Source organism: Mycobacterium yunnanensis (genome assembly GCF_025823185.1).
In the GTDB taxonomy this organism is placed as follows: domain Bacteria; phylum Actinomycetota; class Actinomycetes; order Mycobacteriales; family Mycobacteriaceae; genus Mycobacterium; species Mycobacterium yunnanensis.
Genome location: NZ_JACKVK010000011.1, coordinates 693,002 through 718,749, shown reverse-complemented (window position 1 = coordinate 718,749; position 25,748 = coordinate 693,002). Strand labels below are relative to the sequence as shown.

At 70.0% G+C, this 25,748-nt stretch carries 27 protein-coding genes; 20 read left to right on the top strand and 7 right to left on the bottom strand.

Annotation, left to right across the window (positions count from 1 at the left end; genetic code table 11):
* Positions 1-5 precede the first annotated feature (5 nt).
* Positions 6-692, top strand: a complete 687-nt coding sequence (trmD, locus tag H7K45_RS23240; RefSeq protein WP_263998342.1) for a tRNA (guanosine(37)-N1)-methyltransferase TrmD — start codon at positions 6-8, stop codon at positions 690-692.
* Here the strand turns inward: trmD and H7K45_RS23235 are convergent.
* Positions 689-1,630, bottom strand: a complete 942-nt coding sequence (locus tag H7K45_RS23235; protein WP_263998341.1) for a serine hydrolase — start codon at positions 1,628-1,630, stop codon at positions 689-691. The two genes, trmD and H7K45_RS23235, sit on opposite strands and share 4 nt — an antisense overlap.
* Positions 1,631-1,938: 308 nt before the next feature.
* Between H7K45_RS23235 and rplS the strand changes: the two genes are divergently transcribed.
* The 9 genes from rplS (at position 1,939) to H7K45_RS23190 (ending at position 8,581) form a co-directional block, all read left to right on the top strand.
* Complete coding sequence (gene rplS, locus H7K45_RS23230; RefSeq protein ID WP_263998422.1) at positions 1,939-2,280, top strand: 50S ribosomal protein L19; 342 nt, start codon at positions 1,939-1,941, stop codon at positions 2,278-2,280.
* Positions 2,281-2,366: 86 nt separating this feature from the next.
* Positions 2,367-3,182 carry a signal peptidase I gene (lepB, locus tag H7K45_RS23225; RefSeq protein WP_263998340.1) on the top strand — a complete coding sequence of 272 codons (816 nt, stop codon included), beginning with the start codon at positions 2,367-2,369 and terminating at the stop codon, positions 3,180-3,182.
* A 9-nt stretch (positions 3,183-3,191) separates the two neighbouring features.
* Positions 3,192-3,875 (top strand): ribonuclease HII, encoded by a 684-nt coding sequence (locus H7K45_RS23220; protein ID WP_263998339.1) that lies wholly within the window; start codon positions 3,192-3,194, stop codon positions 3,873-3,875.
* Positions 3,876-3,917: 42 nt separating this feature from the next.
* Complete coding sequence (locus H7K45_RS23215; protein ID WP_024450376.1) at positions 3,918-4,223, top strand: DUF2469 domain-containing protein; 306 nt, start codon at positions 3,918-3,920, stop codon at positions 4,221-4,223.
* 94 nt (positions 4,224-4,317) lie between these two features.
* Positions 4,318-4,929, top strand: coding sequence for a DUF1942 domain-containing protein (locus tag H7K45_RS23210; RefSeq protein WP_263998338.1), 612 nt, complete (start codon positions 4,318-4,320; stop codon positions 4,927-4,929).
* Positions 4,930-4,958: 29 nt separating this feature from the next.
* A complete protein-coding gene (locus tag H7K45_RS23205) occupies positions 4,959-5,762 on the top strand; it encodes an SDR family NAD(P)-dependent oxidoreductase (protein WP_263998337.1) in 804 nt (267 codons plus the stop codon).
* Between the two features lie 34 nt (positions 5,763-5,796).
* Positions 5,797-6,570 carry an HAD-IIA family hydrolase gene (locus tag H7K45_RS23200; RefSeq protein ID WP_263998336.1) on the top strand — a complete coding sequence of 258 codons (774 nt, stop codon included), beginning with the start codon at positions 5,797-5,799 and terminating at the stop codon, positions 6,568-6,570.
* A gap of 2 nt (positions 6,571-6,572) precedes the next feature.
* Positions 6,573-7,778 carry a CoA transferase gene (locus tag H7K45_RS23195; protein WP_263998335.1) on the top strand — a complete coding sequence of 402 codons (1,206 nt, stop codon included), beginning with the start codon at positions 6,573-6,575 and terminating at the stop codon, positions 7,776-7,778.
* Complete coding sequence (locus H7K45_RS23190) at positions 7,775-8,581, top strand: acyl-CoA thioesterase (protein ID WP_263998333.1); 807 nt, start codon at positions 7,775-7,777, stop codon at positions 8,579-8,581. Before H7K45_RS23195 ends, H7K45_RS23190 begins: the two co-directional genes overlap by 4 nt.
* Here H7K45_RS23190 and H7K45_RS23185 read toward each other — a convergent pair.
* Genes H7K45_RS23185 through H7K45_RS23170 form a run of 4 tightly spaced genes read right to left on the bottom strand, consistent with a single transcriptional unit; the run spans position 8,559 to position 14,667 of the window.
* Positions 8,559-11,033 carry an AMP-binding protein gene (locus H7K45_RS23185; protein WP_263998421.1) on the bottom strand — a complete coding sequence of 825 codons (2,475 nt, stop codon included), beginning with the start codon at positions 11,031-11,033 and terminating at the stop codon, positions 8,559-8,561. The genes H7K45_RS23190 and H7K45_RS23185 overlap by 23 nt on opposite strands.
* Positions 11,033-12,085, bottom strand: coding sequence for an ABC transporter ATP-binding protein (locus H7K45_RS23180; RefSeq protein WP_263998331.1), 1,053 nt, complete (start codon positions 12,083-12,085; stop codon positions 11,033-11,035). The genes H7K45_RS23185 and H7K45_RS23180 overlap by 1 nt, the downstream gene beginning before the upstream one ends.
* Positions 12,082-13,647, bottom strand: coding sequence for an ABC transporter permease (locus H7K45_RS23175; protein ID WP_263998328.1), 1,566 nt, complete (start codon positions 13,645-13,647; stop codon positions 12,082-12,084). Before H7K45_RS23175 ends, H7K45_RS23180 begins: the two co-directional genes overlap by 4 nt.
* Positions 13,648-14,667: an iron ABC transporter substrate-binding protein gene (locus H7K45_RS23170; protein ID WP_263998326.1), complete on the bottom strand. Its 1,020-nt coding sequence runs from the start codon at positions 14,665-14,667 to the stop codon at positions 13,648-13,650.
* Between the two features lie 170 nt (positions 14,668-14,837).
* Here H7K45_RS23170 and H7K45_RS23165 point away from each other — a divergent pair, with 170 nt between their 5' ends.
* Positions 14,838-15,224 carry a heme-binding protein gene (locus H7K45_RS23165; protein WP_263998325.1) on the top strand — a complete coding sequence of 129 codons (387 nt, stop codon included), beginning with the start codon at positions 14,838-14,840 and terminating at the stop codon, positions 15,222-15,224.
* On the opposite strand, the gene H7K45_RS23160 is transcribed toward H7K45_RS23165, so the two are convergent.
* A complete protein-coding gene (locus tag H7K45_RS23160; RefSeq protein WP_263998323.1) occupies positions 15,225-15,812 on the bottom strand; it encodes a TetR/AcrR family transcriptional regulator in 588 nt (195 codons plus the stop codon).
* A 90-nt stretch (positions 15,813-15,902) separates the two neighbouring features.
* On the opposite strand from H7K45_RS23160, the gene H7K45_RS23155 reads away from it, so the two are divergent.
* Positions 15,903-16,946 carry an aldo/keto reductase gene (locus H7K45_RS23155; RefSeq protein ID WP_263998322.1) on the top strand — a complete coding sequence of 348 codons (1,044 nt, stop codon included), beginning with the start codon at positions 15,903-15,905 and terminating at the stop codon, positions 16,944-16,946.
* Here H7K45_RS23155 and H7K45_RS23150 read toward each other — a convergent pair.
* Positions 16,943-17,557: a hypothetical protein gene (locus tag H7K45_RS23150; protein WP_263998321.1), complete on the bottom strand. Its 615-nt coding sequence runs from the start codon at positions 17,555-17,557 to the stop codon at positions 16,943-16,945. The two genes, H7K45_RS23155 and H7K45_RS23150, sit on opposite strands and share 4 nt — an antisense overlap.
* Positions 17,558-17,765: 208 nt before the next feature.
* On the opposite strand from H7K45_RS23150, the gene H7K45_RS23145 reads away from it, so the two are divergent.
* The 8 genes from H7K45_RS23145 (at position 17,766) to H7K45_RS23110 (ending at position 25,723) form a co-directional block, all read left to right on the top strand.
* Positions 17,766-18,296 (top strand): cupin domain-containing protein, encoded by a 531-nt coding sequence (locus H7K45_RS23145; RefSeq protein WP_263998320.1) that lies wholly within the window; start codon positions 17,766-17,768, stop codon positions 18,294-18,296.
* 87 nt (positions 18,297-18,383) lie between these two features.
* A complete protein-coding gene (locus H7K45_RS23140) occupies positions 18,384-18,755 on the top strand; it encodes a YraN family protein (RefSeq protein WP_263998319.1) in 372 nt (123 codons plus the stop codon).
* Positions 18,755-20,266 (top strand): YifB family Mg chelatase-like AAA ATPase, encoded by a 1,512-nt coding sequence (locus tag H7K45_RS23135; protein ID WP_263998317.1) that lies wholly within the window; start codon positions 18,755-18,757, stop codon positions 20,264-20,266. Before H7K45_RS23140 ends, H7K45_RS23135 begins: the two co-directional genes overlap by 1 nt.
* A complete protein-coding gene (gene dprA / locus H7K45_RS23130) occupies positions 20,263-21,387 on the top strand; it encodes a DNA-processing protein DprA (RefSeq protein ID WP_263998316.1) in 1,125 nt (374 codons plus the stop codon). The genes H7K45_RS23135 and dprA overlap by 4 nt, the downstream gene beginning before the upstream one ends.
* A 9-nt stretch (positions 21,388-21,396) precedes the next feature.
* Positions 21,397-22,452 (top strand): glycoside hydrolase 5 family protein, encoded by a 1,056-nt coding sequence (locus tag H7K45_RS23125; RefSeq protein ID WP_263998315.1) that lies wholly within the window; start codon positions 21,397-21,399, stop codon positions 22,450-22,452.
* 67 nt (positions 22,453-22,519) lie between these two features.
* Positions 22,520-23,368, top strand: coding sequence for a siderophore-interacting protein (locus H7K45_RS23120; RefSeq protein ID WP_263998314.1), 849 nt, complete (start codon positions 22,520-22,522; stop codon positions 23,366-23,368).
* A 22-nt stretch (positions 23,369-23,390) separates the two neighbouring features.
* Positions 23,391-24,569 carry an alpha-hydroxy-acid oxidizing protein gene (locus H7K45_RS23115; RefSeq protein ID WP_263998313.1) on the top strand — a complete coding sequence of 393 codons (1,179 nt, stop codon included), beginning with the start codon at positions 23,391-23,393 and terminating at the stop codon, positions 24,567-24,569.
* Entirely contained in the window at positions 24,566-25,723 is a 1,158-nt protein-coding gene (locus H7K45_RS23110) for a zinc-binding dehydrogenase (protein WP_263998312.1), read from the top strand. Before H7K45_RS23115 ends, H7K45_RS23110 begins: the two co-directional genes overlap by 4 nt.
* The last annotated feature ends 25 nt before the right edge of the window (positions 25,724-25,748 follow it).

Here is a 25,748-nt window from a genome sequence, read left to right as displayed (position 1 = left end):
CGGCCGTGCGCGTTGACGTCCTCACCATCTTTCCCGCCTACCTCGATCCGTTACGACAGTCGTTGCCGGGCAAGGCAATCGCCAACGGCGTCCTCGAGGTCGCCGTGCACGACCTTCGGCGGTGGACACACGACGTGCACCACTCGGTGGACGATTCGCCGTACGGCGGCGGCCCCGGCATGGTCATGAAGGCGCCCGTCTGGGGCGAGGCCCTCGACGAGGTGTGCAGGCCGGACACGCTCCTGGTGGTCCCGACCCCCGCGGGTCGGCCGTTCCGGCAGGCCGACGCCCAACGGTGGAGCGGCGAGCGGCATCTGGTGTTCGCGTGCGGCCGGTACGAGGGCATCGACCAGCGCGTCGTCGACGACGCGGCGCGCCGGATGCGCGTCGAAGAGGTCTCCATCGGCGACTACGTGCTGGCCGGCGGCGAGTCCGCGACCCTGGTGATGATCGAGGCCGTGGTCCGTTTGCTACCGGACGTGCTCGGCAATCCCGCGTCGCACCAAGAAGATTCGCACTCCGTGCACACCGGGGGTCTGCTCGAGGGACCCAGCTACACCCGCCCGCCCAGCTGGCGCGGACTCGACGTGCCGCCCGTCCTGCTGTCCGGCGACCACGCCAAGGTGGCCGCTTGGCGGCGGGAGCAATCCGTTCGGCGCACGATGGAACGCAGGCCCGACCTGCTGGACTAGATCCGGCCGCCGGGGAACATCGTCTTCACGGCTTGGGTGATCGTGTCGCGGGCGGCCTTGGAGGTGGCGGGCTGCATCGAGCCGATGACCATGACGTAGCGGCGGTCGAGACCGATCACCCCGGTCGACAGGTGCATCCAGTCCGATCCGATGCAGCACATCCAGCCCTGCTTGACCGCAACGGGTTCGGCGAACAACCCGTCGGGGATGCCGAAGCGTTGGGGATAGATGCCGCCCGGTTGGGTGCCGTCCAGGGCCACCGGGGCCGACTGCGACAGGTTGGCCAGGATGACGCTGGCCTGCTCGGGCGGCAGGCCGCCGGAGCCCGACATCATCATGTCGTAGTAGCGCACCAGGTCCGCGGCGGTGCTGATGGTGTTCCACCACCGGCCGTCGTTCGGCGGTCGCGTCGAGGTCAGCCCATAGCGCTTGGCCACGCGGGTGACGATGGCGTTGCCGCCGCTGCGGTTCCAGAACACCTCGGCGGCGCTGTCGTCGGACTGACGCAGCATCCGGTCGAAGTTCACGCGGTCCTCTGCCGAGAGCTGCGTCTGGCCCTTGGACACCTGCAGCAGCAGATCGTCGGCGATGAAGAGCTTGGCCACCGATGCGATCGCCATGGTCGTGGAATTGCCGTTGGACACCATCTGCCCGGTGTTGCGATCGAGGACCAGTGCGGTGATCTCGGCCCCGTCGTCGGCGGCCTCGGCGGTGGCCTGGCGCTCCCGCGCGTCGAGCCCGGTGAAGGTGGCCGACGGTTCGTCAGGCGGGGGTTCCGGCAGCGGAGCGAGGGTGCCCAGTGGGGCCACCACGGTGAGTGCCGGCGTGGCCGGGGCCGGTGGGGTGCCGTAGACCCTTGCCTCGCACCCCGAGGCCACGGTCAGGGCCGTCGCGGCGAAGGCAGTGACCATCAGCAGCGGGGACGGCTGCCGGAACATGGTCCTCCCTGAAAAATGGGGTCGAGTCGCGGACGCCCGGATGGCCTGCTCCGAGCTCGCCAGTACTCGTGACTACCCTAACCGCTGTCGAGGGACGCCGCTCCGCGCCGCGTGGCCGGCCACGATTTCGTCGTCACGCCGCCCATCTGGCACAATCGAGCAGTTGCCTACGCACGGCGGGGACGTTTGCGTCCCTTCCTGCTGCGAGAAGCGCACGAAGACCTCGGTCCGGTGACACGTCGCTCGTCGACGTGACGCCCGCGGCCGCAACCGATCACACGATCACCAACCACGAGGAAGTGTCACCGATGAACACCCTGGACTTCATCGACCAGCCGTCGCTGCGCGACGACATCCCAGCCTTCGGTCCTGGCGACACCGTAAACGTTCACGTGAAGGTCATCGAGGGCTCCAAGGAGCGCGTCCAGGTCTTCAAGGGCGTCGTGCTGCGTCGCCAGGGCGGCGGTGTCCGGGAGACCTTCACCGTGCGCAAGGAGAGCTACGGCGTCGGTGTCGAGCGCACCTTCCCGCTGCACTCGCCCAACATCGACCACATCGACGTCGCGACCCGCGGTGACGTTCGTCGCGCCAAGCTGTACTACCTGCGCGAACTCCGTGGCAAGAAGGCCAAGATCAAGGAAAAGCGCTGATCGTCAGCGGCGGCACGCCCGGACGGGTGTGACGGTTGGACCCCGAGCAGCGCGGCGCCGAGCGCCGCGCTGACTACTCTGAGGGCGTGACCGGATCCGCTGACGCCCCCGACGCCGCCGACGAGGACCTCCGGGACCAGTCGGATCCCGAGGTCGACGCGCCGAAGAAGAAGCGCGGGGCCATCCGCGAAGCGGCCATCCTGCTCAGCATCGCGTTGGTCCTGTACTACGTGATGTTGACGTTCATCGCCCGGCCGTACCTGATCCCGTCCGAGTCGATGGAGCCGACGCTGCACGGCTGCGCCGGCTGCGTCGGCGACCGGATCATGGTCGACAAGGTCACCTACGACTTCAGCACCCCGCAGCCCGGAGACGTCATCGTCTTCAAGGGTCCGCCGGCGTGGAACATCGGCTACAAGTCGATCCGCTCCGACAGCACCCCGATCCGTTACCTCCAGAACGCGCTGTCGTTCGTGGGCTTCGTCCCGCCCGACGAGAACGACCTCGTCAAGCGCGTCATCGCGGTCGGCGGCCAAACGGTCGAGTGCCGCGCGGCGACCGGTCTGACGGTCGACGGCAAGAAGCTGGTGGAGCCCTACCTCGACGTCAACACGATGATGGCCGACCCGGCGATCTACCCGTGCCTCGGCAACGAATTCGGCCCGGTGAAGGTGCCGGAGAACCGGCTGTGGGTGATGGGTGACAACCGCACGCACTCGGCCGACTCGCGGGCGCATTGCACCAACCTGCCCGCGGACGCCCAGAAGGGCCTGCTGTGCACCGGTGACCCGATGGCGGGCACCGTGCCGGTCGACAACGTCATCGGCAAGGCGCGGTTCATCGCTTGGCCTCCGGGCCGGTGGGGCGGCGTCTCGGCGATCAACCCGCAGACCGCTCAGTAGGAGCAGGTCTTGCCGGCGACCTGGCCGCCTCGAGCCGTGATCCGCAAGTCCGCGGGTCTGCGCACCATCGAGTCCGCCCTGTACCGCGGCGGCCTCGGCCCCGTGGCCGGAGTCGACGAGGTCGGTCGCGGCGCGTGCGCCGGACCCCTCGTGGTGGCGGCGTGCGTACTGGGACCGAACCGGCTGGAGAGCCTGGCGGCCCTCGACGACTCCAAGAAGCTCAACGAACGCGAGCGGGAGCGGCTGTTCCCGTTGATCCGGCGGTACGCGCTGGCCTATCACGTGGTGTTCATCCCGTCCACGGAGGTCGACCGCCGCGGCGTGCACGTCGCCAACATCGAGGGCATGCGCCGTGCGGTGGCGGGGCTCTCCGTGCGACCGGGCTACGTGCTGAGCGACGGATTTCGGGTGCCGGGCCTGCCGATGCCGTCACTGCCGGTGGTCGGTGGTGACGCGGCGGCGGCCTGCATCGCCGCGGCCAGCGTGCTGGCCAAGGTCAGCCGGGACCGCCTGATGGTGCAGATGGAGGACCGCCATCCGGGCTACGGCTTCGCCGTGCACAAGGGCTACAGCACGGCGTTTCACACCGCGGCACTGGCCGAACGCGGCCCCTGCAGCGAGCACCGATTCTCATTCGTCAACGTGCGCCGAGTGTCGGTGGGGGAGGCCGGGCAGCATGCCGAAATGGGCTGAGGAAAGATGTACACCGACACCGAACGAAGGACCACCGAACCGATGAGTGCCGAAGATCTCGAGAAGTACGAAACCGAGATGGAGCTCTCGCTGTACCGCGAATACAAGGACATCGTGGGGCAGTTCAGTTACGTCGTGGAGACCGAGCGCCGGTTCTACCTCGCCAACAGCGTCGAGCTGGTGCCACGCAACGCCGACGGCGAGGTGTACTTCGAGCTGCGGCTGGCCGACGCGTGGGTCTGGGACATGTACCGCCCGGCCCGCTTCGTCAAGCAGGTCCGGGTCATCACGTTCAAGGACGTGAACATCGAAGAGGTCGAGAAGCCCGAGCTTCGGCTGCCCGACTGATCTCGCCGGTGCCCTGGCCTCCAAATTGCCCCTTGGGTGCGTCGCTGCGAGGTAAATTCGCCCTCGAAGCGCGGGATCTGAAGGGGTGAGTGTGATGATTCGCAAACTCGGGGCGGCAATCGGCATCGTATCGGTCGCGGTCGGCATGGCCGCCGCAACGACGGTTCCGGCGTCAGCGGCCAACGACATCAAGCCCTTCGGCGTGCCGGAGTCCCTCGAGGACGTCTACGGCAACCCGACGATTACGTACACGGTGCAGGGGCTGCGGCCAAGTACGGACGCCGTGTTCCACAACGGCCGGTTGTACGAGGCGACCGTGACGAGCGACGGCGGCGTACCCCTGGCTGCGCTGTTCAACGCCCGCGCGGAGAGCGGGCAGAGCTATCGGATCATCGGCGGCGGAATCCCCGGCAAGATCTACTTCGACGTCGTCGGCGACACACCCAACAGTGTCGTGTACAACGACGGTGTCCAGGACTTGATGGTGTGGGTCTCGACGAACGGTGCAAACCAGGGAATTGGCCCGGAAGCGCCCGGAGACACCAGCGAGATCATCGGGGGTGCGCCCACGGACGGCGGTGGTGCCGACGGGGCGAGCGCACCGCAGGCGGCGCCCGACGTCGTCGCGCCGTCCCCGTTCCAGCTCACCGAACCGGACGTGGCTCAGCCTGGGTTCAATGCAGACGGCGGCGGCGGGCGGCGCTGACACGTCTCGCTCACCGCTGTCCGACTGACGTGGCAGATCAGCGCACCGCCGTCGTCACCGGGGCCAGCCGCGGAGCGGGCCGGGGCATCGCCGCCGCGCTGGCGTCGGCCGGCTGGCGGGTGTATCTGACCGGGCGCACCGTCGGCGACGTGCCGCCGGGAGGCATCGCGGTGCCGGTCGACCATCGGGATGACGAGCAGGTCGCCGCGCTGTTCGAACGGGTGGCCGAGGAGAGCGGCGCGCCGGACCTCCTGGTCAACAACGCCGCAGCGATCAGCGACCGGCTGACGTCGCGAAAGCCGTTCTGGGACAAGCCGATCGAGATGAGTGACGTGCTGGACGTGGGCCTGCGGTCGGCCTACGTCGCGTCGTGGCACGCCGCGCGCCTGATGGTGCCCGCCGGTCACGGGTTGATTGCGTTCACCTCCTCGCCGGGGTCGGTGTGTTACATGCACGGTCCCGCCTACGGTGCGCAGAAGGCGGGGATCGACAAGATGGCCGCCGACATGGCCGTCGACCTCGCGGGCACCGGGGTGGCGACCGTGTCGATCTGGATGGGCATCCTCCTGACCGAGAAGTTCCTCGCCGCCTTCGACGGCCAGCCCGAGGCCCTGGCCGCGACCGCCGAGCATGCCGAGACCCCAGAGTTCACCGGGCACGTACTCGACGCGCTGTGGCGCGACCCCGGGCTCGCCAAACTCAGTGGTCAGACGCTCATTGGCGCCGAGGTCGCGACCCGCTACGGCATCACCGACGTCGACGGGCGCCGGCCGCCGTCGCATCGGGCGGCACTGGGGGCGCCGCGCATTCCGTCGACTGTGGTGATGCGCTGACCCTCGCGGACCGAGGACTTGCCACACTGGAGTCATGCGCAAGACACCGCAGTGCTGGCTGACCGACATGGACGGCGTTCTCGTACACGAGGAACGCGCGCTTCCCGGGGCCGCCGAATTCCTGCAACGCCTCGTCGAGAAGGAACGCCCGTTCCTGGTGCTGACCAACAACTCGATCTTCACCCCGCGTGACCTGGCCGCGCGGCTGTTGCGCTCCGGGCTGGAGGTGCCCGAGGCCGCCATTTGGACCTCGGCATTGGCGACTGCCGCGTTCCTGCACGACCAGCTGCCCGGTGGATCGGCCTACGTCATCGGCGAGGCAGGTCTGACGACGGCGTTGCACGAGGTCGGCTACACCCTGACCGACACCGGGCCGGACTTCGTGGTCCTCGGGGAGACGCGGACGTATTCGTTCGAGGCGATCACCAAGGCCATTCGCCTGATCGGCGCCGGCGCCCGCTTCATCGCCACCAACCCCGACGTCACCGGTCCGTCGGCGGAGGGCCCGACACCGGCGACCGGGTCGGTCGCGGCGTTGATCACCAAGGCCACCGGACGCGAACCGTACTTCGTCGGCAAGCCCAATCCCATGATGTTCCGCAGCGCGCTCAACCGCATCGAGGCGCACTCGGAGACCACGGTGATGATCGGGGACCGGATGGACACCGACGTCGTGGCCGGCATCGAGGCCGGGTTGGAGACCATCCTGGTGCTCACGGGGTCGACCGCGGTGTCCGACATCCAGAAGTACCCGTTCCGGCCCAGCCGGGTGCTGGACTCGATCGCCGACACCGTCGAGCTCATCTGACCGTGACGCGACCCTCGGATGCCGCTCGTCCCTTGGCCGGCGTGCGAATCGTGGAGATCTCCAGTTTCGTCGCCGTGCCGCTGGCCGGGATGACCCTGGCGCAGCTGGGGGCGGAGGTGATCCGCGTCGACCCCGTCGGCGGCGCCGCGGACTACCGGCGGTGGCCGCTCACCGAGGGTGGCGAGAGCATCTACTGGGCCGGACTGAACAAGGGCAAGCAGTCGGCGGCGGTGGACGGCCGCTCGGCCGAGGGGCAGGAGCTCATCGCCCGGCTGATCGTCGACTCCGGTGTGCTCATCACCAATGCCGTTGGGCGGCAGTGGCATTCGTATGACGCGCTCGTCGAGATGCGCCCAGACCTGATTCACGTCGAGGTGTCGGGACGGGCCGACGGGGGCACCGGTGTCGACTACACCGTCAACGCCGGGCTCGGATTCCCGGCGGTGACGGGGCCGCCCGGTCTGGCGGATCCGGTGAACCACGTGCTGCCCGCCTGGGACGTCACCTGCGGGCTGTACGTGGCGCTCGCGGTGACCACCGCATTGCGGCACCGCGACGCGACCAGGGAGGGTCAGCGCACGAGCGTCGCGCTGGAGAACGTCGCGCTCGCCACTGCGGGCAATCTGAGCTTCCTGACCGAGGCCATGGTCAACGGCGTGGCCCGCGAGCGCATCGGCAACTCGATCTACGGCCAGTACGGGCAGGCCTTCACGAGCGCCGACGGGGCGTCGTTCATGGTCGTCGCGCTCACCGGGCGCCACTTCCGGGATCTGACGGAGATGACCGGCACGACGAAGGCCGTTGCCGCACTTGGTGATGCGATCGGGGCGGACTTCACCGACGAGGGGCAGCGCTACCGTCACCGCGACGCGCTGACCGGCCTGTTCACGGTGTGGTTCACCGGCCACACCGCCGACGAGGTCGCCGGCGCGCTGTCGACGACGTCGATCCTGTGGGAGCGCTACCGCACGTTCGCCGAGACCGCCGCCGCCCCGTTGGTCACCGACAACCCGTTGTTCCGCGTTCTGGACCAGCCGCGGATCGGCGAGTACCTGGCCCCCGGCCTGCCGCTGGCGGTCGACGGCCATCACCGCCCCGCGGTGGCCGCCCCCGCCCTTGGCGACCACACCGTCGAGCTGCTGCGCGACCGGCTCGGGCTGTCCGACGCCGAGATCGACCGGCTGGTCGCCGCCGGGACCGTCGCGTGAGTGCGCTGCTGCGGCTGCTGGACGTCCGATCGGCCGGTGGGCAGGACGCGTGGACCGGCGCCGCCAGCGGGCCCGAGGGTAAACGCGCATTCGGCGGGCAGTTCATGGCGCAGTCGCTGGCCGTCGCGGCGCGGACGGTCGAGCCCGCCAAGCTGCCGACCACCATGCACCTGCAATTCCTGCGCGGCGGTGAGGCCGGTGACCCGGTCGAGTACGCCGTGGAGCGGGTGTTCGACGGCCGCACGGCGTCGTCACGCCGGGTGGTCTCGAGCCAAGCAGGCCGGGTGACGACGACGGCCACCGTCTCGTTCGCGCTGCCGTTGCCCGGACCGGACCACGGCCACCGGGACTCGATGCCGGAGGATCCGGAGACCTTGCCACGCACGGGCCCTCCGGGGCCCGCCCCGTCGATGCCGTTGGACGAGATCGACGTGCGCGTGGTCGACGACCGGTCGACGGGAGAGTTCGTCCGGCGGTTGTGGTGGCGGGTCGTGGTGGACGTTCCGCAGGAGCCGCTGCTGCACTCGGTGATCGCGGCCTACGTCTGCGACGTGTACATGATCGACCCCGCGCTTGCCGTGCACGGCCATTCGATGGTGGCCCGAACCCATCGCAGCGGCACGACGGACTCCTCGATCTGGTTTCACCGCCCCGTGCACGCCGACCGGTGGAACCTGCTGGAGACGAGGTCGCCCGCGGCGGCGCGCGGCCGCGGCGTCATCGTCGGCAGTCTGGTGGGGGCCGACGGTTCGATCGCCGCGACGCTTGCTCAGGAAGGTCTCATCGCCGAGCGGGAGCAGTGACGCCGACACCGGGTAGCCGGGGGCCGATCCGCTTGCGCGCCACGGTCAGCAGCATCGTCAGGGCGATCCCGGTGAGCAGGGATGCGACGACGCCCAGCAGGCGGTGCTCGCCGAACAGCGGATACACCTGATAGTGCACGAGGTAGATCAGCAGCGAGGCTTCGGCCACCACGCCGGCCACCACCGTGAGCGCCGAAGGGCAACGGATCGCGGGCAACCAGATCAGCAGTGCCAGACCGGTGAACACGAGGAGCTCGCGGTGTGAGTTTCCGAAGTAGCCGACGATGCCGACCGCGAGCATCGCGGTCACGGCGGCGCGCTGCCACCCGGCCGACGCCTTCGACGCCGCCCAGCCGACGGCGAAGAACCAGAACGCCAGCACGGTGAACCACGCGTCGCGCCCGAACCCGAAGCCGTCGAAGCGGATCAGCAGCCCGGCGGCCAGTACCGCGCACGCGCACGCGAAGGGCCAGCGGCGCTCCACCCGGTCGGCCACCGGTGACGCGCACAGCAGCGCGAGGGCGACCAGAATCCACACGACGACTTCGACGAACCACAGCCTGCCGGCGGTCATGCTGTCGTCTGGTCCCAGGAACTTGTTGGCCAGCAACAGATTCGACGCGGTGTAGTCGTCGGTGATCACCAGCGCCACGGCGACCCAGACGATCGACGGCACCGCGATCCACGCGAGGGTGCTGCCCAGGTGCCGAACCCGTTGGGCGCGCGGCAGCGGAGTCAGGCAGAACCGGCCGAAGTTGTAGCCGGCGATGCCGAGCAGTACGTGGGCACCGCCCCACAGGGTGTACAGCCCGGCATGCGATCCGACGACCAAGACGATGGCGACGGCGCGCAGCGCGACGCTGGTCTCGAGGGTGGTGCCCCATCGCCGGCGGTCGCGGCGCGAGGCCTCCAGGTCACGCAGGGGCATCCGCGGCCAGTCGGCGGGCAGATGGCCAAGGGCGCGCTCCAGGCGCACCGACATGGCGACGTAGGACAGCGAATTGCCGCCGAGGTCGACGAAGCTGGCCCGCGGGTCGACCGTCGCCGGGTCGAGGTGCAGGACGTCGGCGACCAAGGTGCGAAGGTCGAGCGCTCGTGCGTCGGACGTCGTGGTGTGTTCGGCAAGCGCGCGCACGCCGCGCAGATCGGGTTTGCCGGACGGCAGCCGCGGGATCTCGTCGACCTCGAGGACGCGGACCGCCGAGCGGGGCAGTCCGGAGGCGCGGGCGGCCACTTGGGCGACGTCGGCGCCCGCAAGACTCTCGGTGGCGGCCACCAGCAGGACGCCGTCACCGTCGGTGCAGACGGCGTCCACGCCCGCGGTCCGCAGCGCTGCCTCGACGCGCTGCAGGTCGATGCGCAGACCGTAAAGCTTGACGAAGCGACTGAGGCGGCCCACCACTTCGTACAGCCCGTCGGGCGTGCGGCGGGCGAGGTCGCCGGTGCGCAGCGCGTCGACGGTGCGGCCAAGCGCGAGATCGCCGGGGGACTGCGCGTAGCCCATCATCACGTTGGGCCCGTGGTACACCAATTCGCCGGTGCCGTCGGCCATCTCGTCGACCGGATCGAGCTCGAATCGTCCGCCGTCGACGGGTACGCCGATCGACGTCGGGTTGTCGTGGGCGAGGTCGGGTGGCAGGTAGGCCATTCGCGCGGTCGCCTCGGTAGCGCCGTACATCACGAACAGTCGCCAGCCCTGGCTCCTGCCGAGGCTGGCGAACCGGCGGACCGCGTCGGGGGCCAGTCGCCCCCCGGCCTGGGTGACGTAGCGCAGGTGCGGCAGCGACATGTCGTGAAAACCGATGCGGTCCAACAGGTCGAAGGTGTGGGGCACACCCGCGAACGTCGTGCCGCGATGGCGTTTCAGGAGCTCCCAGAAGCGGTCCTCCACGACGGAGTGATCGGTGAGGATGAGTCCGGCGCCGCGCAGCAGATGGCTGTGCAGCACCGACAGGCCGTAACAGTAGGACAGGGGCAACGTCGTCGCGGCCCGGTCGGTCGGTCGCACGTCGAGGTAGGTCGCGATGGCGTCGGCGTTGGCGGCCAGGTTCGTCCGCGACAACCGCACCAGCTTGGGTGAACCGGTGGTGCCCGAGGTCGACATCAGCAGCGCGAGGTCGGGATGCAGATCATGGGCGGGGCCGTGGCGGTGGTGCACCGTGCCGTCGCGGACGACGACGTCGGGGTCGTAGAGGTCGACCATGGCGGCGTGGTCGGCGCCGTCGGACACGGGCAGCGCGACGTGACCGCCGGCCAGTGCGCCGAGGTAGTGCACGACGGCGTCGACGTCGTTGCGGGCCTCCAGCATGACGAGCCGGCGCCGCGAGCCCAGCTCGGACGCGCTGGCGGCAACCCTGTCGGCCAACTCGCGGTAGGAGATCAGCCGGTCGTCGGTCAGCAGCGCGGCGTGGTTGCCGCGGGAGGCAAGGTGCTCGACGAGCGCAGTGAACATCACGGCCGCTCGTCGAGGACCGCGGCGGTGCCGACCACGTCGACGCGCACCTTGGCGTCCACCCCGGGAGGGTCGATTCCGTGCTGTCGCACGGTGATCGGCTCGCCAGCACCGAGGTCGACGACCAGCAGTACGTCGCGTCCGCGGAACTCCGAGGACGACACCGTGCCGAGGCGCTCTCCTTGGTCGCCGTCGTCGACGGTGGTGGCGACGAGCTGCTCGGGCCGCAGCACCAGGGTTGCCGCGCCGTCGGCGGCGCCGTCGCGCACCGGCACCCGGCCTAGCGCGCAGTCGGCCACTCCGGCGGTGATCGTGGCGGGCAGCAGCACGCAGTCACCGAGGAATTCGGCGGTGAACACGTCCCCGGGCGCGAGGTACACCTCCCGTGGTGAACCGACCCTGGTGAAGCGGCCGTCGCGCATCACGGCGACCTGGTCGGCGATCGAGAGGGCCTCCTCCTGGTCGTGGGTGACCAGCAGCGTCGTCACTCCTGCCTTGGCGAGCAGCCGGGCGACCGCGGTACGGGTCGAGGAGCGCAGGCCGGTGTCCAACGCGCTGAACGGCTCGTCGAGCAGCATCAGGGCGGGCTCACGGGCCAGCGCCCTTGCCAGCGCCACGCGTTGTTGTTGACCGCCCGAGAGTTGGTGTGGGCGACGGCGTTCCATCGCCGGGTCCAACGACACGGTGGCGAGCAGTTCGTGAACCCGGGCGCGCGTGCTGCGCGCGCTGCCCTCGAGTCCGTAGGCGACGTTCTGTCCGACCGTCAGGTGGGGGAACAGCGCGCCGTCCTGGGCGACGTACCCGACGTCGCGGCGGTGTGCGGGCACGCACCGGCCGGCCTCGGCGACCGTGCGGCCGGCGATGGCGATGCTTCCCGCGTCGGGTGTCTCGAACCCGGCGACCAACCGCAGCAGCGTGGTCTTGCCGCATCCCGACGCGCCGACGACCGCGGTGACCGTGCCGGGTCGTACCGACAGGTCGACGCCGTGCAGGACCCCTTGACCGTCGAAACCCTTTGCCAAGCCGGTGATCTCGAGTGCGTGAGTGCTCACAGCGCGGCCGCCCGGGTCGACTGACGAAACAGGACGAGCGTGACGGGCACCGACAGCGCGACGAGCAGCAGGGCGTAGGGAGCGGCGGCCGCATAGTCCAATTCGCTGCTCAGCGACCAGAACCGCATCGCCAGCGTGTTGGTGCCGGTGGGGGCCAGCAGCAGGGTGGCGGTCAGCTCGGTGGCGACGGCGACGAACACCAGGGAGGCCCCCGCTGCGGCAGCGGGGGCGGTGAGGCGCAGCGTGACACGCAGGAACGTGCGGGCGGGGGACACCCCGAGGGATCGCGACGCCTCCTCGATGCCCGGCGGGATCTGCGCCAGGCCGGATCTCAGGTTGACCATGGCGCGGGGGATGAACAGCAGGACGTAGGCGGCCAGGACGAGGGTGACGGTTTGGTACAGCGGCGGCACGACGCGGATGGCGACGGTGACCAGGGCCAGGGCGCTGACGATTCCGGGCATGGAACTGGTGACGAAGTTGCAGCCCTCGACGAACCGGGCGAGGACACCGCGGTACCGCACGGCCACCCAGGCGAAGGGGAAGGCGAGCACCGTCGTCGCTGCCGCGGCGACGGCGGCCAGACCTGCGGTCTGGGTGGTCGTCGAGGCGATCTCGCCGAGGTTCCACACGCCAGAGCCGCCGATCCACAGCCAGCGGACGATGGTCCAGGTGGGGACGCCGAGGGCCAGGACGGTCAGCAGGGCCAGCGCGGTCCAACTCGGAAACGTCTTGGCGCCCAGCCGATGCGGGGACACATGCCGGGCGGCGCCCGAGCCGATGCGGGCATATCGGGCGGTACCGCGCGCACCTGCCTCGGCGGCCAGCAGCAGCAGGCACAGCAGCACCAGCACGCCGGCCAGCGTGCTGCCCGCAGCGCCGTCGAAGGTGGCCTGGAACTGTTCGAAGATGGCCGTGGTGAGCGTGGGGAAGCGCAACATCGCAAATGCACCGTACTCGGCGAGCAGATGCACCCCGATGAGCAGCCCGCCACCGAGGATCGCCAGACGCAGCTGGGGCAACACCACTCGCCAGAAGGCGCCTGCGGGGCTGGAGCCGAGCGCGCGCGCCGATTCCTCCATGGCGGGGTCCAGGCGGCGTAGCGTCGCCGAGGCGGGCACGTAGACGAAGGGAAAGTACGACGTCGTCGCGACCAGCACGCCGGCCCAGAAGCCGTGCAGCGACGGCACGACGCTGACCCAGGCGTAGCTGTTGACGAACGCGGGGACCGCCAGCGGTGCCACCAGCAGCGGTCGCCACATCGCCCGTCCCGGAACGTCGGTGCGTTCCACCAACCACGCCGCACCGACGCCGAGCACGACGCACAGCGGCACCGTCACGACAACGAGACCGACTGTGTTGACCAATAATTCGAGTACTCGCGGGCGGGCAACGAGGTCGTAGACCTCGGCGGGCCCGGTGCTCACCACCGACCAGGCGACGTACCCCAGGGGCACGAAGGTCGCCGCGACGAGCACCGCCACGATGGCGACGAGCGCAGGCCCGGGACGGCGGCCCCCGGCGTCGACGGACGCCGGGCGGGCAGCCGTGTCGGTGATCATCTAGAGCAGGCCGGCCTTGGTCATCAGGTCGGTGACCTTCTTGGCGTCGAGGTCCGACGGGTTGACCGCGGGCGCCTGCAGGTCGGCAAGGGGTACCAGCGCGGGGTTGGCGGGCACGCCGCTGGCCACCGGGTATTCGAACGACGTGCCCTTCTCGAGCACTTCCTGTCCGGCCTTGCTGGTGACGAAGGCCAGGAACTTCTGGGCCTGGTCCTTCTTCTTGCTCGAATTCAGCACGCCGCCACCGGAAATGGAGACGAAGGCGCCCGGGTCCTGGCCGCGGAAGTAGTGCAGGGCGGTGTTGCCGCTGATCTCCTTGGTCTTGGCCTGATCGCGGAACCAGTAGTAGTGGTAGATCACTCCGCCGTCCACTTCGCCGGCGTTGACTGCCCGCAGTGTGGCGATGTTGTCCTGGAAGATCTCCGCGTCCGACTTCATGCCCGCTAGCCACGCCGAGGTCGCCGGCTCACCGGTGAGGTCGAGCATGGCGGCCACGATGGCCTGGAAGTCCGGCTTGACCGGCGGTGCGCCCCAGCGACCCTTCCACTCCGGCTTCTCCAGATCCATGATCGACTTCGGCAGCTGGGCCTCGGTGAGCTTGGACGTGTTGTAGGCGAAGACCGTGGTGCGCGCGGCGACGCCCGTCCACTTGTTGGTGGCGGGCCGGTACTGCGCGGGCACCTGGGCCACGGTGGCGGGGTCGACGTCGGCGAACAGGCCGGCCTTCTCCACCGCGGCCATCGCCGGCGAATTCTCGGTGAGGATGACGTCGGCGGGTGACGAGGCGCCCTCGGCGATCAGCTGGTTGCCCAGCTCGGTGTCGCCGCCCTGGCGGTAGGTCACCTTGATGCCGGTGGACTTGGTGAACGCATCGATCCACTCCTTGGTCAGCGACTCGTGCTGGGCGTTGTAGATCAGCAGCCCGTCGGAGTCGTCGGACGACGAGGAACATGCCGTCGCGCTCGCGACGAGCGCGAGCGCGGCGAGCAGAACGCCCATCCGCTTCCAGGGTGGTCGCATCGAGTACATCCCTTCCGTCCGGGTCGCGGCCCGGCTGTCGTCGTCGAGGTGAGGGTTACCTAAGCAACATACCCGGGTGGGTCGGCGAGAAGTTTCGTTGCCGGGACGACGGGTCCCCGGTTCTGTACGTTGACTGAAATCCGGCAGGCCCGACACGTTAGGACTCACCCATGACCTCCTCCCTCGTGCGCCGCGGCGCGACCGGTCTCGTCGGTGCGTGTGCAATCGGGCTCGTCGTCGCCGGAGCCGGCGTCCTTCCGGTCGCCGGTGCCGTCCCGTGCAAGGCCAGCGGGTTCGCGCAGACGGCCAGTGGCGTGCTGAACGAGGCGGGTGGCTACCTCGACGCCCATCCGGCCGCCGACGACGTGCTGACCGCCGCGGCCAGCCAGCCGCCGGAGGTCGCGCGGTCGTCCGTGCGCGGGTACTTCCTGGCCCACCCCGGCGAGTTCCTCGACCTGCAGCGAATCGTCCAGCCCCTCAAGGACGTCAAGACTCAGTGCGGCGTCGACCTGTCGCCCAGCCAGTTGGCGTCGTTGTTCGAGGCGCTGGCCGAGTAGTCAGCCGAAGACGCCCGTGCGCATCCCGGCGATCGTCAGCGCCACCGAACGACGGACGTCGGCGGCCGTGATCGGGGTGGTGTCGGTCAGGAACCGGTAATACAGCGGCGCCGACAAATGGCGGATCACCTCGCGGCCGTCGACCCCCGCCGGGGCCTCGCCGCGCGCGACCGCCTCGGTGACGACGGACGACACCTCGTCGACGCGCTTGCGGTAGAAGGTCGCCAGCGCGTCGGCGGTGGCCGGGTCGCAGGTCGCGGTGGCGATGACCGCCTTGAAGAGCGGACCTTGGCGCTCGTCGTTCAGCGTCCGCCGGATCAGCCGAGCGGCGGCCAGCAGGTCGTTCTCCAGGGAACCGGTGGCGGGACGACGTGACGAGGTGTCGGCCATGTCGACCAGCAGGTCGGCGACGAGTGCCGGAACCGATCCCCAGCGCCGATAGACCGTCGACTTGCCCACCCCGGCGCGCTGCGCCACCGCGGCCAATTCCATTCCCTCCAAGCCGGATTCGACCAAGAGGTCGGCCGTCGCGCCCAGGACCGCCTGCCGTACCGCCGCGGTACGTCCGCCGGGTCTGCTCGTCGTCACTAGTCCATGGTAAAGGGGACTGGGGTGTCATTAAGCTCGATCCGGTGTTACCGTCTGCTAACGGGAACATCGTCTCATTTAGGAGTTGACGTGGACTATCGACAGGTAGGCGATTCGGGACTCGTCGTCTCCGAATTGAGCTTCGGCGCAGCGACGTTCGGGGGCCGGGGCGACTTCTTCGGCGCGTGGGGAACCGTCGACGTCGACGAGGCCCGAGGCATGGTCGACGCGTGCCTGGACGCCGGGATCACGCTGTTCGACACTGCCGACGTCTACTCCGACGGCGCGTCCGAAGAAGTGCTCGGAGGCGCGCTGAAGGGCAGGCGGGACCGGGTGCTGATCTCGACCAAGGCCGGTCTGCCCCTTGGCGCCGGACCGGGCCAAGCCGGCACGTCGCGCTCGCGCCTGGTCGAGGCGGTGGAGAACGCGTTGCGGCGCCTGGGCACCGACTACGTCGACCTGTTCTCGCTGCACGCCTTCGACGCACACGTGCCCGTCGACGAGGTGCTGGCCACCCTCGACCTGCTCGTCGCCCAGGGCAAGATCAGATACGCCGGGGTGTCCAACTTCTCGGGCTGGCAGCTGATGAAGTCGCTGTCGGCCGCCGACGCCGCCCACCGGTCGCGGTACGTCGCGCACCAGGTGTACTACTCCCTGGTCGGGCGCGACTACGAGTGGGAACTCATGCCGCTGGCGGCCGACCAGGGCGTGGGCGCCCTGGTGTGGAGCCCCCTGGGCTGGGGACGTCTGACGGGGCGCATCCGGCGCGGCACCCCGTTGCCCGACACCAGCAGGCTGCACGCCACCGCGCAGGCGGGCCCGCCGGTCGACGAGGCCCTGCTGTTCGAGGTCGTCGACGAACTCGACGCGATCGCCGCCGAGACCGGCCGAACCGTGCCCCAGGTGGCCCTGAACTGGTTGCTGCGCAGACCCACGGTGTCGTCGGTCATCGTCGGCGCGCGCAACGCGGCACAGCTGGCGGAGAACCTCGGCGCCGTGGGGTGGGCGTTGAGCGCCGAGCAGGTGGCCCGGCTCGACGCGGTCAGCGCGCGCGAGGCGCCGTATCCGTACTTCCCCTACCACCGGCAGGAAGGGTTCGCGCGGCTCAACCCTCCGGCATTCGCGAGTACCTAGGCGGGCAGATCGGTGTACTGCAGCGTGAAAGCGTCTGCGCTGAAGGTGAATCCGTTGCCCGACACCTCACTGGCGCACGAAATCCCGGTCGCCTCCTGCACGTTGCACCGAAAGCCGGAGACGATCAGCACCTTGCCGAAGGGCAGGACCGTGGCGGGGCCGGGATCTGGCGAGTACCCCGGAGCTGCCAGCGTGGCGAATCCCGCGTCGCCGAGTCGGCCCACCTGGATGGCGTTGGGCGCGGCCTCGGATCCGTCGGGTCCGGTCACCGTGTCTGGGGCGCCCGTGATCGGAATCGTCGACCCGGTCGAGGATTGGCAGCCCGCGGCGACGCGCGGCACGATCGCACAGTCCCACCGCTTGCTGGGGCTGGTGAAGTAGTAGGCGGTCTGCCCGTCGGCCCCAGGTGCGGCGTAGTCGAATGCGTTGACGAGTGCGTCGTTGGTGGGCCGGTTCGCCAGCGGGGGCGGCGGGGTGGTGCTGGTCTCGGTGGTGGGCCGGGGCTCGTCGGTGTTGACCACGGTGCCGGAGTCGCAGGCCACTGCCGTCAGCGCGGCCACGGCGAGGGGGAGTGCGGACAAGAGTGCCCGGTGGTGCGGTCGGCTCGCCATGGCGCACATCATGGCACGGCGGTCGTAGGGACCCGCCGCGCGCCGAGTGTGAATCCTGCGGCGTTTTCAGCTGGTTTTCGCCATGGAATTCCCACTCGCGGTTCAACCGAGGCCACCGTCGACGACGCGTAATGACTCGCCGTCCGTCGCACGTTTCCCCCTGTGACCGATCATCGACCCGACCGGGTCACGACCACCTGGGAGCGACATGTCCGACGCCACCGATCACAGCGCCATCTTCGCCGCCCTCGCGGATTCGGCGCCGGGCCCGTTGCTGGACTGCTTCGGCGGGCTGGTGCAGATCGTCAGCAGGGCACCCGAATTCTGGGTGTTGCGCGGTGTCGTCCCGCCGGGATCGTCCGTGCCGCTTCACCATCACGCCGACGCCGAGGACTTCCTCATCCTCTCCGGCACCCAGCAGGTGCTCGTCGCCGACGACGACGGGGTGTTGTCCTGGCGGGACGCCCACGCCGGTGACTACATCCGGGTCCCGGGTCGGGCCTGGCACTCGCACCGCAACGTCACCGACGAACCTGCCGTGGACCTGATCGTCACCACCCCGCGCCTCGGGCGATTCTTCGAGGAGACGGGCCGACCCGTGACCGACGACATGGCTCCCCCCACGGCCGAGGAGATCGCGAACTTCGTCGCCAAGTCCCACGAATACGGCTACGTGCTCGCCAGCCCCGAGGAGAACGCCGCCTACGGCATCGAGGTCCCCGACTTCTCCAGCTTCTAGGCGCCGCGCCTGTGGACGAACGGGCGTCTGTGGATGACGTGCCCGGCGACGGGCTCGGCTGTCGGTGCGGTCCCGCACGGTGTGGGCATGACGGAAACGTGGACCCGCGCCCAACTCGGCGCTCTCGGTGAGCAGCTCGCGGTCGACTACCTGATCGCGCACGGGCTGCAGGTGCTGACCCGCAACTGGCGGTGCCGCTACGGCGAGCTGGACGTGATCGTCACCGACCCCGCCGCCGGGGCGGTGGTCTTCGTCGAGGTCAAGACGCGCACCACCGACCGGTTCGGGGGTGTCGAGCAGGCGGTGACCCCGCAGAAGCTGCGGCGGTTGCGCCGCCTGGCCGGGGTGTGGTTGGCCGACCAGGACCGCGGCTGGTCGACGATGCGCATCGACGTGGTCGGTGTCCGGATCGGGCGTGGCCCGACACCGGAGATCACCCACCTGCGGGCGGTGGGGTGATGACGCTGGGACGGGCGTACTCCGTCGCGGTCCGCGGAGTGGACGGCACCATCGTGGAGATCGAGGCCGACATCACCAACGGGCTGCCGGGGGTGCACCTGGTCGGGCTGCCCGACGCGGCGCTGCAGGAATCCCGGGACCGCGTGCGCGCGGCAATCACCAACTGCGGCAACGACTGGCCGCAGACTCGACTGACGCTGGCCCTGTCGCCGGCCACCCTGCCGAAGATGGGCTCGGTCTACGACATCGCCTTGGCGATGTCGGTGATCTCGGCGGCGAAGAAGACGTCGTGGGCGCGCCTGGACAAGACGGTGTTGCTCGGTGAGTTGGCCCTCGACGGACGGGTGCGGGCGGTGAAGGGCGTCCTGCCCGCGGTGCTGGCCGCCAAGCGGGAGGGCTGGCCGTCGGTCGTGGTGCCGATCGACAACCTGGCCGAGGCCAGCCTGGTCGACGGCATCGACGTGTGGGGCGCCAGGACGCTGCGCCAGGTGCAGGCGTGGCTGGCAGGCAAGGGCGCTCTCGACGATCGCGTGGCCGAGGTGGCGGCCGAGGACCAACCGGTCGCCGATCTCGCCGACGTCGTCGGCCAGACACACGCCAGGTTCGCCGTCGAGGTCGCCGCCGCAGGCGCCCATCACCTGCTGCTGACGGGGCCGCCGGGAGTCGGCAAGACCATGTTGGCGCAGCGCCTTCCTGGTCTGCTGCCGCCGCTCACCCACGAGGAGTCACTCGAGGTCACGGCCATCCACTCGGTGGCCGGCCTCCTCTCGGGGCGCACGCCGCTGATCACCAGGCCGGTGTTGGTCGCACCGCACCACACCTCGACCGTCGCCGCGATGGTCGGCGGCGGGTCTGGTCTTGCGCGACCCGGGGCGGTGAGCCGCGCGCACCGCGGAGTGCTCTTCCTCGACGAGTGCGCCGAGATCGGCACCAGCGTGCTCGAAGCTCTGCGAACTCCTTTGGAGGACGGCGTGATTCGGCTGGCCCGCCGTGACGGGGTGGCGCAGTACCCGGCCCGGTTCCAGCTGGTGATGGCCGCGAACCCGTGTCCGTGCGCGACGGCGAAGTCCAGTGACTGCGTCTGCCCTGCGGTCGTCAAGCGGCGATATCTCGGCAAGCTGTCCGGTCCGCTGATGGATCGCGTGGATCTGCGGGTGGACGTGCATCCGGTTCCCTCGGGCTCCATCGGCTCCGAGGAGGGGGAGTCCTCGGCTGCGGTGCGAGCCCGGGTGGCCGCGGCCCGCGACGCGGCGGCGGCGAGGTGGGCGCCCCACGGCGTGCGCACCAACGCCGAGGTCGGCGGACCGCTGTTGAGGCGCCGGTTCCGTCTCGACCGGACGGTGATGGCACCACTGCGATCCGCCCTCGACAAGGGTGATCTCAGCGTTCGGGGTGTGGACAGGACACTGCGGGTGGCGTGGACGCTCGCCGACTTGAAGGGCCGCACGATGCCCGTGCTGGAGGACGTCAACACCGCGCTGAGCTTCCGGCAGGCCGGGGGTGCGCGATGAGCGCCGAGGACCGCGCGTGGGCCTACCTGTCGCGTGTCGTCGAACCGCCGTCGCGGGAACTGTCGGCGTATGTGGCCGACCTCGGACCCGTCGAGGCGGCGCGGCAGATCAAGAGTGGTCGGGTGACGGACGAGAAATTGCGGCGGATCACCGAAGCGCGGCGCGAGGTCGACTGTGCCGCCGAGGATCTGGAGTCGCTCGCCCGGCTGGGTGGTCGTCTGGTGACCCCTGACGACCCCGAGTGGCCGCTGCTGGCCTTCACCTCGTTCAGGGGGACTCCGGTGTGTGATCGGCCGACCGGCGTCGCGCCGATGGTGCTGTGGGTGATCGGGGAGGATTCGCTGGCCGACGTCGCCGAGCGCTCCTGCGCGATCGTGGGGACGCGCGCGGCGACGATGTACGGGGAGCATCAGGCCGCGGACTTGGCAGCCGGGCTCGCCGAACGCGACGTCGCGGTGGTCTCCGGCGGAGCCTTCGGGATCGACGGTGTCGCCCACCGGGCGACGCTCGGCGCCGAAGGCCTCACTGTGGCGGTCCTCGCCGGCGGGGTCGACGTGCCCTACCCGTCGGCCCACACCGCGATGTTGCGCCGCGTCGCCGAGCAGGGACTGCTGGTCAGCGAGTACCCACCCGGCGTGCGGCCGGCGCGGCACCGGTTCCTGACCCGTAATCGCCTGGTCGCCGCCCTCTCGGGGGCGACGGTCGTGGTGGAGGCGGGGCTGCGCAGCGGGGCGGCCAACACCGCGTCGTGGGCGCAGGCCCTCGGGCGGCCGGTGTGCGCCTACCCAGGCCCCGTGACGTCGTCGGCCTCGGCCGGGTGCCACGTGCTGATCAGGAACGGAGCGCTGCTCGTCACGCGCGTCGAAGAAGTCGTCGAAGTGGTCGGGGCCGCTGGTGAACTCGCGACCGAACCCGACCATCCCGTCTCACCGCTGGACGGCCTGACCGACGTCGAGTTGCGTACCTACGACGCCTTCCCGCCGCGCGCCGCCAGGACCGTCGACGAACTCGCAGTGGCCGCCGGTGTACCGCCGACCGACCTGCTCGGGCCACTGGCCACGCTGGAGCTGGCCGGCCTCATACGTCGGCACGAGGGGAGGTGGCAAATCGTGCTCCGGTAGGTTGACCCCATGCTCAGCCTGGACGTCAGTGGTCGCCGCGCCCTCGCACTACTCGTGGCCGCCGTGTTCCTGCTCACCTCGATCGAGGTGGCGGGATCGCGGGTGGCCAACGCCGCGCCGGCGGCGCCCCCCGGTGGCTACGGGTTCAGCGTCGGCGCCTCGCAGATCTGGATGAGCCCCGGGGACGCCGACCGCGAACTCGACGCGGCCGCACAGACCAACGCCCGCTGGATGCGAGTGCACGTCGACTGGGCCGCCATCGAGAGGGTGAAGGGCGAGTTCGACTGGGGCTATGTCGACCACTGGATCGACGGCGCCCGCAGCCGGGGCATGCAGGTGCTGGCGATGATCGTCAACACCCCGGATTGGGCCAGGGCGCCGGGCGCCCCGCTCTACGCCCCGCCGGTCGACCCCGCCGAGTACGGCACCTTCGCCGCGGCCGTCGCCACGCGCTACCGCGATCGCGTCAGCGCCTGGGAAATCTGGAACGAGCCCAACCTGCCGGGGTTCCTCGGCTACGCCGACAATCGCCCCGCGGTCTACGTCGGTCTGCTGAAGGCCGCGTACCCGGCGATCAAGGCGGTGCAGCCGAACAGCACCGTGATCTCGGCGGGTCTGAGTCGCGCCGTCGGCGCCGACGGACCGCCCAACTTCCTCAACGACATGTACGCCAACGGGGCCAAGGGCTACTTCGACGCAGCTGCCATGCACCCCTACGTCTTTCCCACCGGTCTGGCCGGGGATCCCGAGAACGCCTGGTCGGACCTCCCGAGGGCCCATGACGTGATGACGCGCAACGGTGACGGCAACAAGAAGATCTGGATGACCGAGCTCGGCGCGCCCACCTCGGATCCCGGCGCCGAGGGAGTCAGCCAGCAGGAGCAGGCCAAGCAGATCCTCGACGTGTTCGCCGGACTGAGCGCCTTCAGCTGGGCCGGACCGGCGTTCGTCTACAGCATCCGCGACGTCGACACCGCCAACCGGGGCAACCGGGAGGACAACTTCGGCGCCTTGTTGACGACGGACTTTCAGCCCAAGTACACCGCGAGCGTGCTCGCACGGTAGCCGGCCACTAGGCCCCGGCCGCTCGTATAGTCGAAGGTCGCCAACCGACGACTGCAAAGAGGTGACCGTGGCCGCACGTCCGATCCACACCTTCGAGGTGGTGCGCACCGAACAGCTGACACCGCACATGATCCGACTGGTGCTCGGCGGTGGCTTCACCACGTTCACGCCCAACGACTTCACCGACGCCTACGTCAAGATCGTGCTGCCGCGTTCGGGCACCGACGTGTCGAGCCTGCCGACACCGTTGACCCTCGACAGCTTCGCCGACCTGCCCGAGGCCCACCGGCCCGTCGTGCGGACCTACACGGTGCGCAAGGTCGACCGCGAACGCGAAGAGATCAGCATCGACTTCGTCGTCCACGGCGAACACGGCGTGGCGGGCCCGTGGGCGGCGTCGGTCGAGTCCGGCGACCCCGCCTACCTCATGGGACCCAGCGGTGCCTATGCGCCCGACCCCGCCGCCGACTGGCACCTGCTCGCCGGTGACGAGGCCGGGCTGCCTGCCATCAGCGCGGCGCTGGAGGCGATGCCGTCGGACGCCGTCGGCTACGTCTTCGTCGAGGTGAGCGGCCCCGACGACGAGATCGAACTTGTCGCGCCCGAGGGCGTGCAGATCCGCTGGATCTACCGCGGCGGACGCGCCGACCTGGTCCCCGAGGAGCAGGCGGGCGACCACGCGCCGCTGATCGAGGCCGTCAAGGAAGCCCTGTGGCGGCCAGGTCAGGTGCAGGTGTTCGTCCACGGTGAGGCGCAAGCCGTCATGCACAACCTGCGCGGCTACATCCGCAAGGAACGCGGCGTCGACGCGAAGTGGGCGTCGATCTCCGGGTACTGGCGGCGCGGTCGCACGGAGGAGACCTTCCGGCAGTGGAAGGCCGAGCTGGCGAAAGCGGAGTCCGGGTCCGCCAGCTGAGCCGGACTGGCAGGCTTGGCCCATGGCATTCGGTGACTATCAGCTCGAGATCTACCTTCAGGGCCTCTCCGGGGTCCTGCCGTCCTACCCGATGGCGTTCGCCGAACTGGAGGCCAAGGCCCAGTCCGCGATGGCCCCGTCGGTGTGGTCCTACGTCGCCGGTGGCGCGGGGGACGAGCGGACGCAGCGGGTCAACGTCACCGCCTTCGAACGCTGGGGACTGATACCCCGGATGTTCGTCGGGGCCGCCGAACGCGACCTCTCCGTCGAACTGTTCGGGCTGAGCCTGCCGTCGCCGTTGTTCATGGCGCCCATCGGGGTGATCGGCTTGTGCGCGCAAGACGGCCACGGTGACCTGGCCGCGGCCAAGGCGGCCGCCCGCACCGGCGTACCGATGATGACGTCGACGCTGACGGCCGACCCGCTGGAGGACGTCGCGGCCGAATTCGGTGACACCCCAGGCTTCTTCCAGCTCTACACCCCGACCGACCGCGACCTGGCGGCCAGCCTGGTGTCGCGGGCCGAGGCCGCCGGATACAAGGGCATCGTCGTCACGCTGGACACCTGGATCCCCGGCTGGCGTCCGCGCGATCTGACGACGTCGAACTTTCCCCAGCTGCGCGGGCACTGCCTCTCGAACTACTTCGCCGACCCCGTCTTCCGCGCGTCGCTGGCCCAGACTCCCGAGGAGAACCCTCAGGCCGCGATCCTCAAGTGGATCTCGGTCTTCGGAAACCGGTTGTCCTGGAACGACTTGCCATGGTTGCGATCGCTGACCACGCTGCCGCTCTTGGTCAAGGGCATCCAGCATCCCGACGACGCCCGCCGAGCGCTCGACGGCGGCGTCGACGGCATCTACTGCAGCAACCACGGTGGGCGCCAAGCCAACGGTGGACTGCCCGCGATCGACGCCCTGCCGGGCGTGGTGGAGGCCGCCAACGGGGCGCCCGTCCTGTTCGACTCGGGCGTCCGCAGCGGTGCCGACGTCGTCAAGGCGTTGGCGCTCGGCGCCACCGCGGTCGGCGTCGGACGGCCGTACGCCTACGGCATGGCACTTGGCGGCGTCGACGGCGCGGTGCACGTGCTGCGTTCGCTGCTCGCCGAGGCGGATCTCATCATGGCCGTGGACGGCTATGGCTCCCTCAAGGACCTCGTACCCGACGCCCTGCGCCGGGTCGATGCGGCCGAGGGCACCCGATGAGGGCGGTCCGTTGCCTGGACGGTGCGCTGGAGGTCGTCGACGCCGCCGATCCCCGACCGGCGAAGGGGCAGCTCGTCCTCGAGGTGAAGCGTTGTGGCATTTGCGGTTCCGATTTGCATGCCCGCCACCACGCCGGCGAGTTGCGGGACGTCATGACCGCGGTGGGCTACGAGGACTTCATGCGGTCGGACACCCCGGTGGTGATGGGCCACGAGTTCTCCGGCGAGGTCGCCGAACGCGGCAAGGGCGTCGGCAAGGAGTTCACGGTCGGCACCCTGGTGGTGTCGTTCCCTCTGGTGCGGGCAGCCGGCGGCGTACACCTGACCGGGCTCTCACCGCTGGCGCCGGGCGGGTACGCCGAGCGCGTGGTCGCCGAGGCCGCGATGAGCTTCGTCGTGCCCAACGGGTTGCCCGCCGACGTCGCCGCGTTGACCGAGCCGATGGCCGTGGCCCTGCACGCGGTGCGGCGCAGCGAGATCGGCAAGGGCGACGTCGCCATCGTGATCGGGTGCGGTCCGGTCGGGCTGGCGGTGATCAGCCACCTCAAGGCCTCCGGGGTGAAGACCGTGGTCGCCAGCGACTTCTCCTCAGGCCGAAGGGCTCTCGCGACCAGGTGCGGTGCCGACGTCGTGGTCGACCCGGCAGTGGACTCGCCGTACGAACGCGCGGGGTCCAAGGGCATGATCACCCGCGCCCCGGCGCTCTACGAACTGGGCATGGGGTCGATGGAGAAGCTCCGCAAGCTGCCGGGGTGGTCGCATGTCTACCGGGCCGCCGACGCCCTGGGCGCGGCCGGGCCCAAGCGGCCGGTGATCTTCGAATGCGTCGGCGTGCCCGGCATGATCGACGGGGTCGTCGCGGCAGCACCGCTGAACTCCCGCGTCGTGGTGGTGGGCGTGTGCATGGGCGAGGACAAGCTGCGGCCCGCGATGGCCATCAGCAAGGAAGTCGACCTGCGCTTCGTATTCGGCTACACCCCCTTGGAATTCCGCGACACGCTGCACATGCTGGCCGACGGCAAGGTCGACGGTTCGCCGCTGCTGACCGGCACCGTCGGATTGGACGGAGTGGAAGCGGCGTTCGACGCCCTTGGCGATCCGGAGACGCACGCGAAGATCATGATCGATCCGGCCAGCACGGCGGTGTCGCCCTAGCCGCGTCACGTCACCGTGTGGTCTC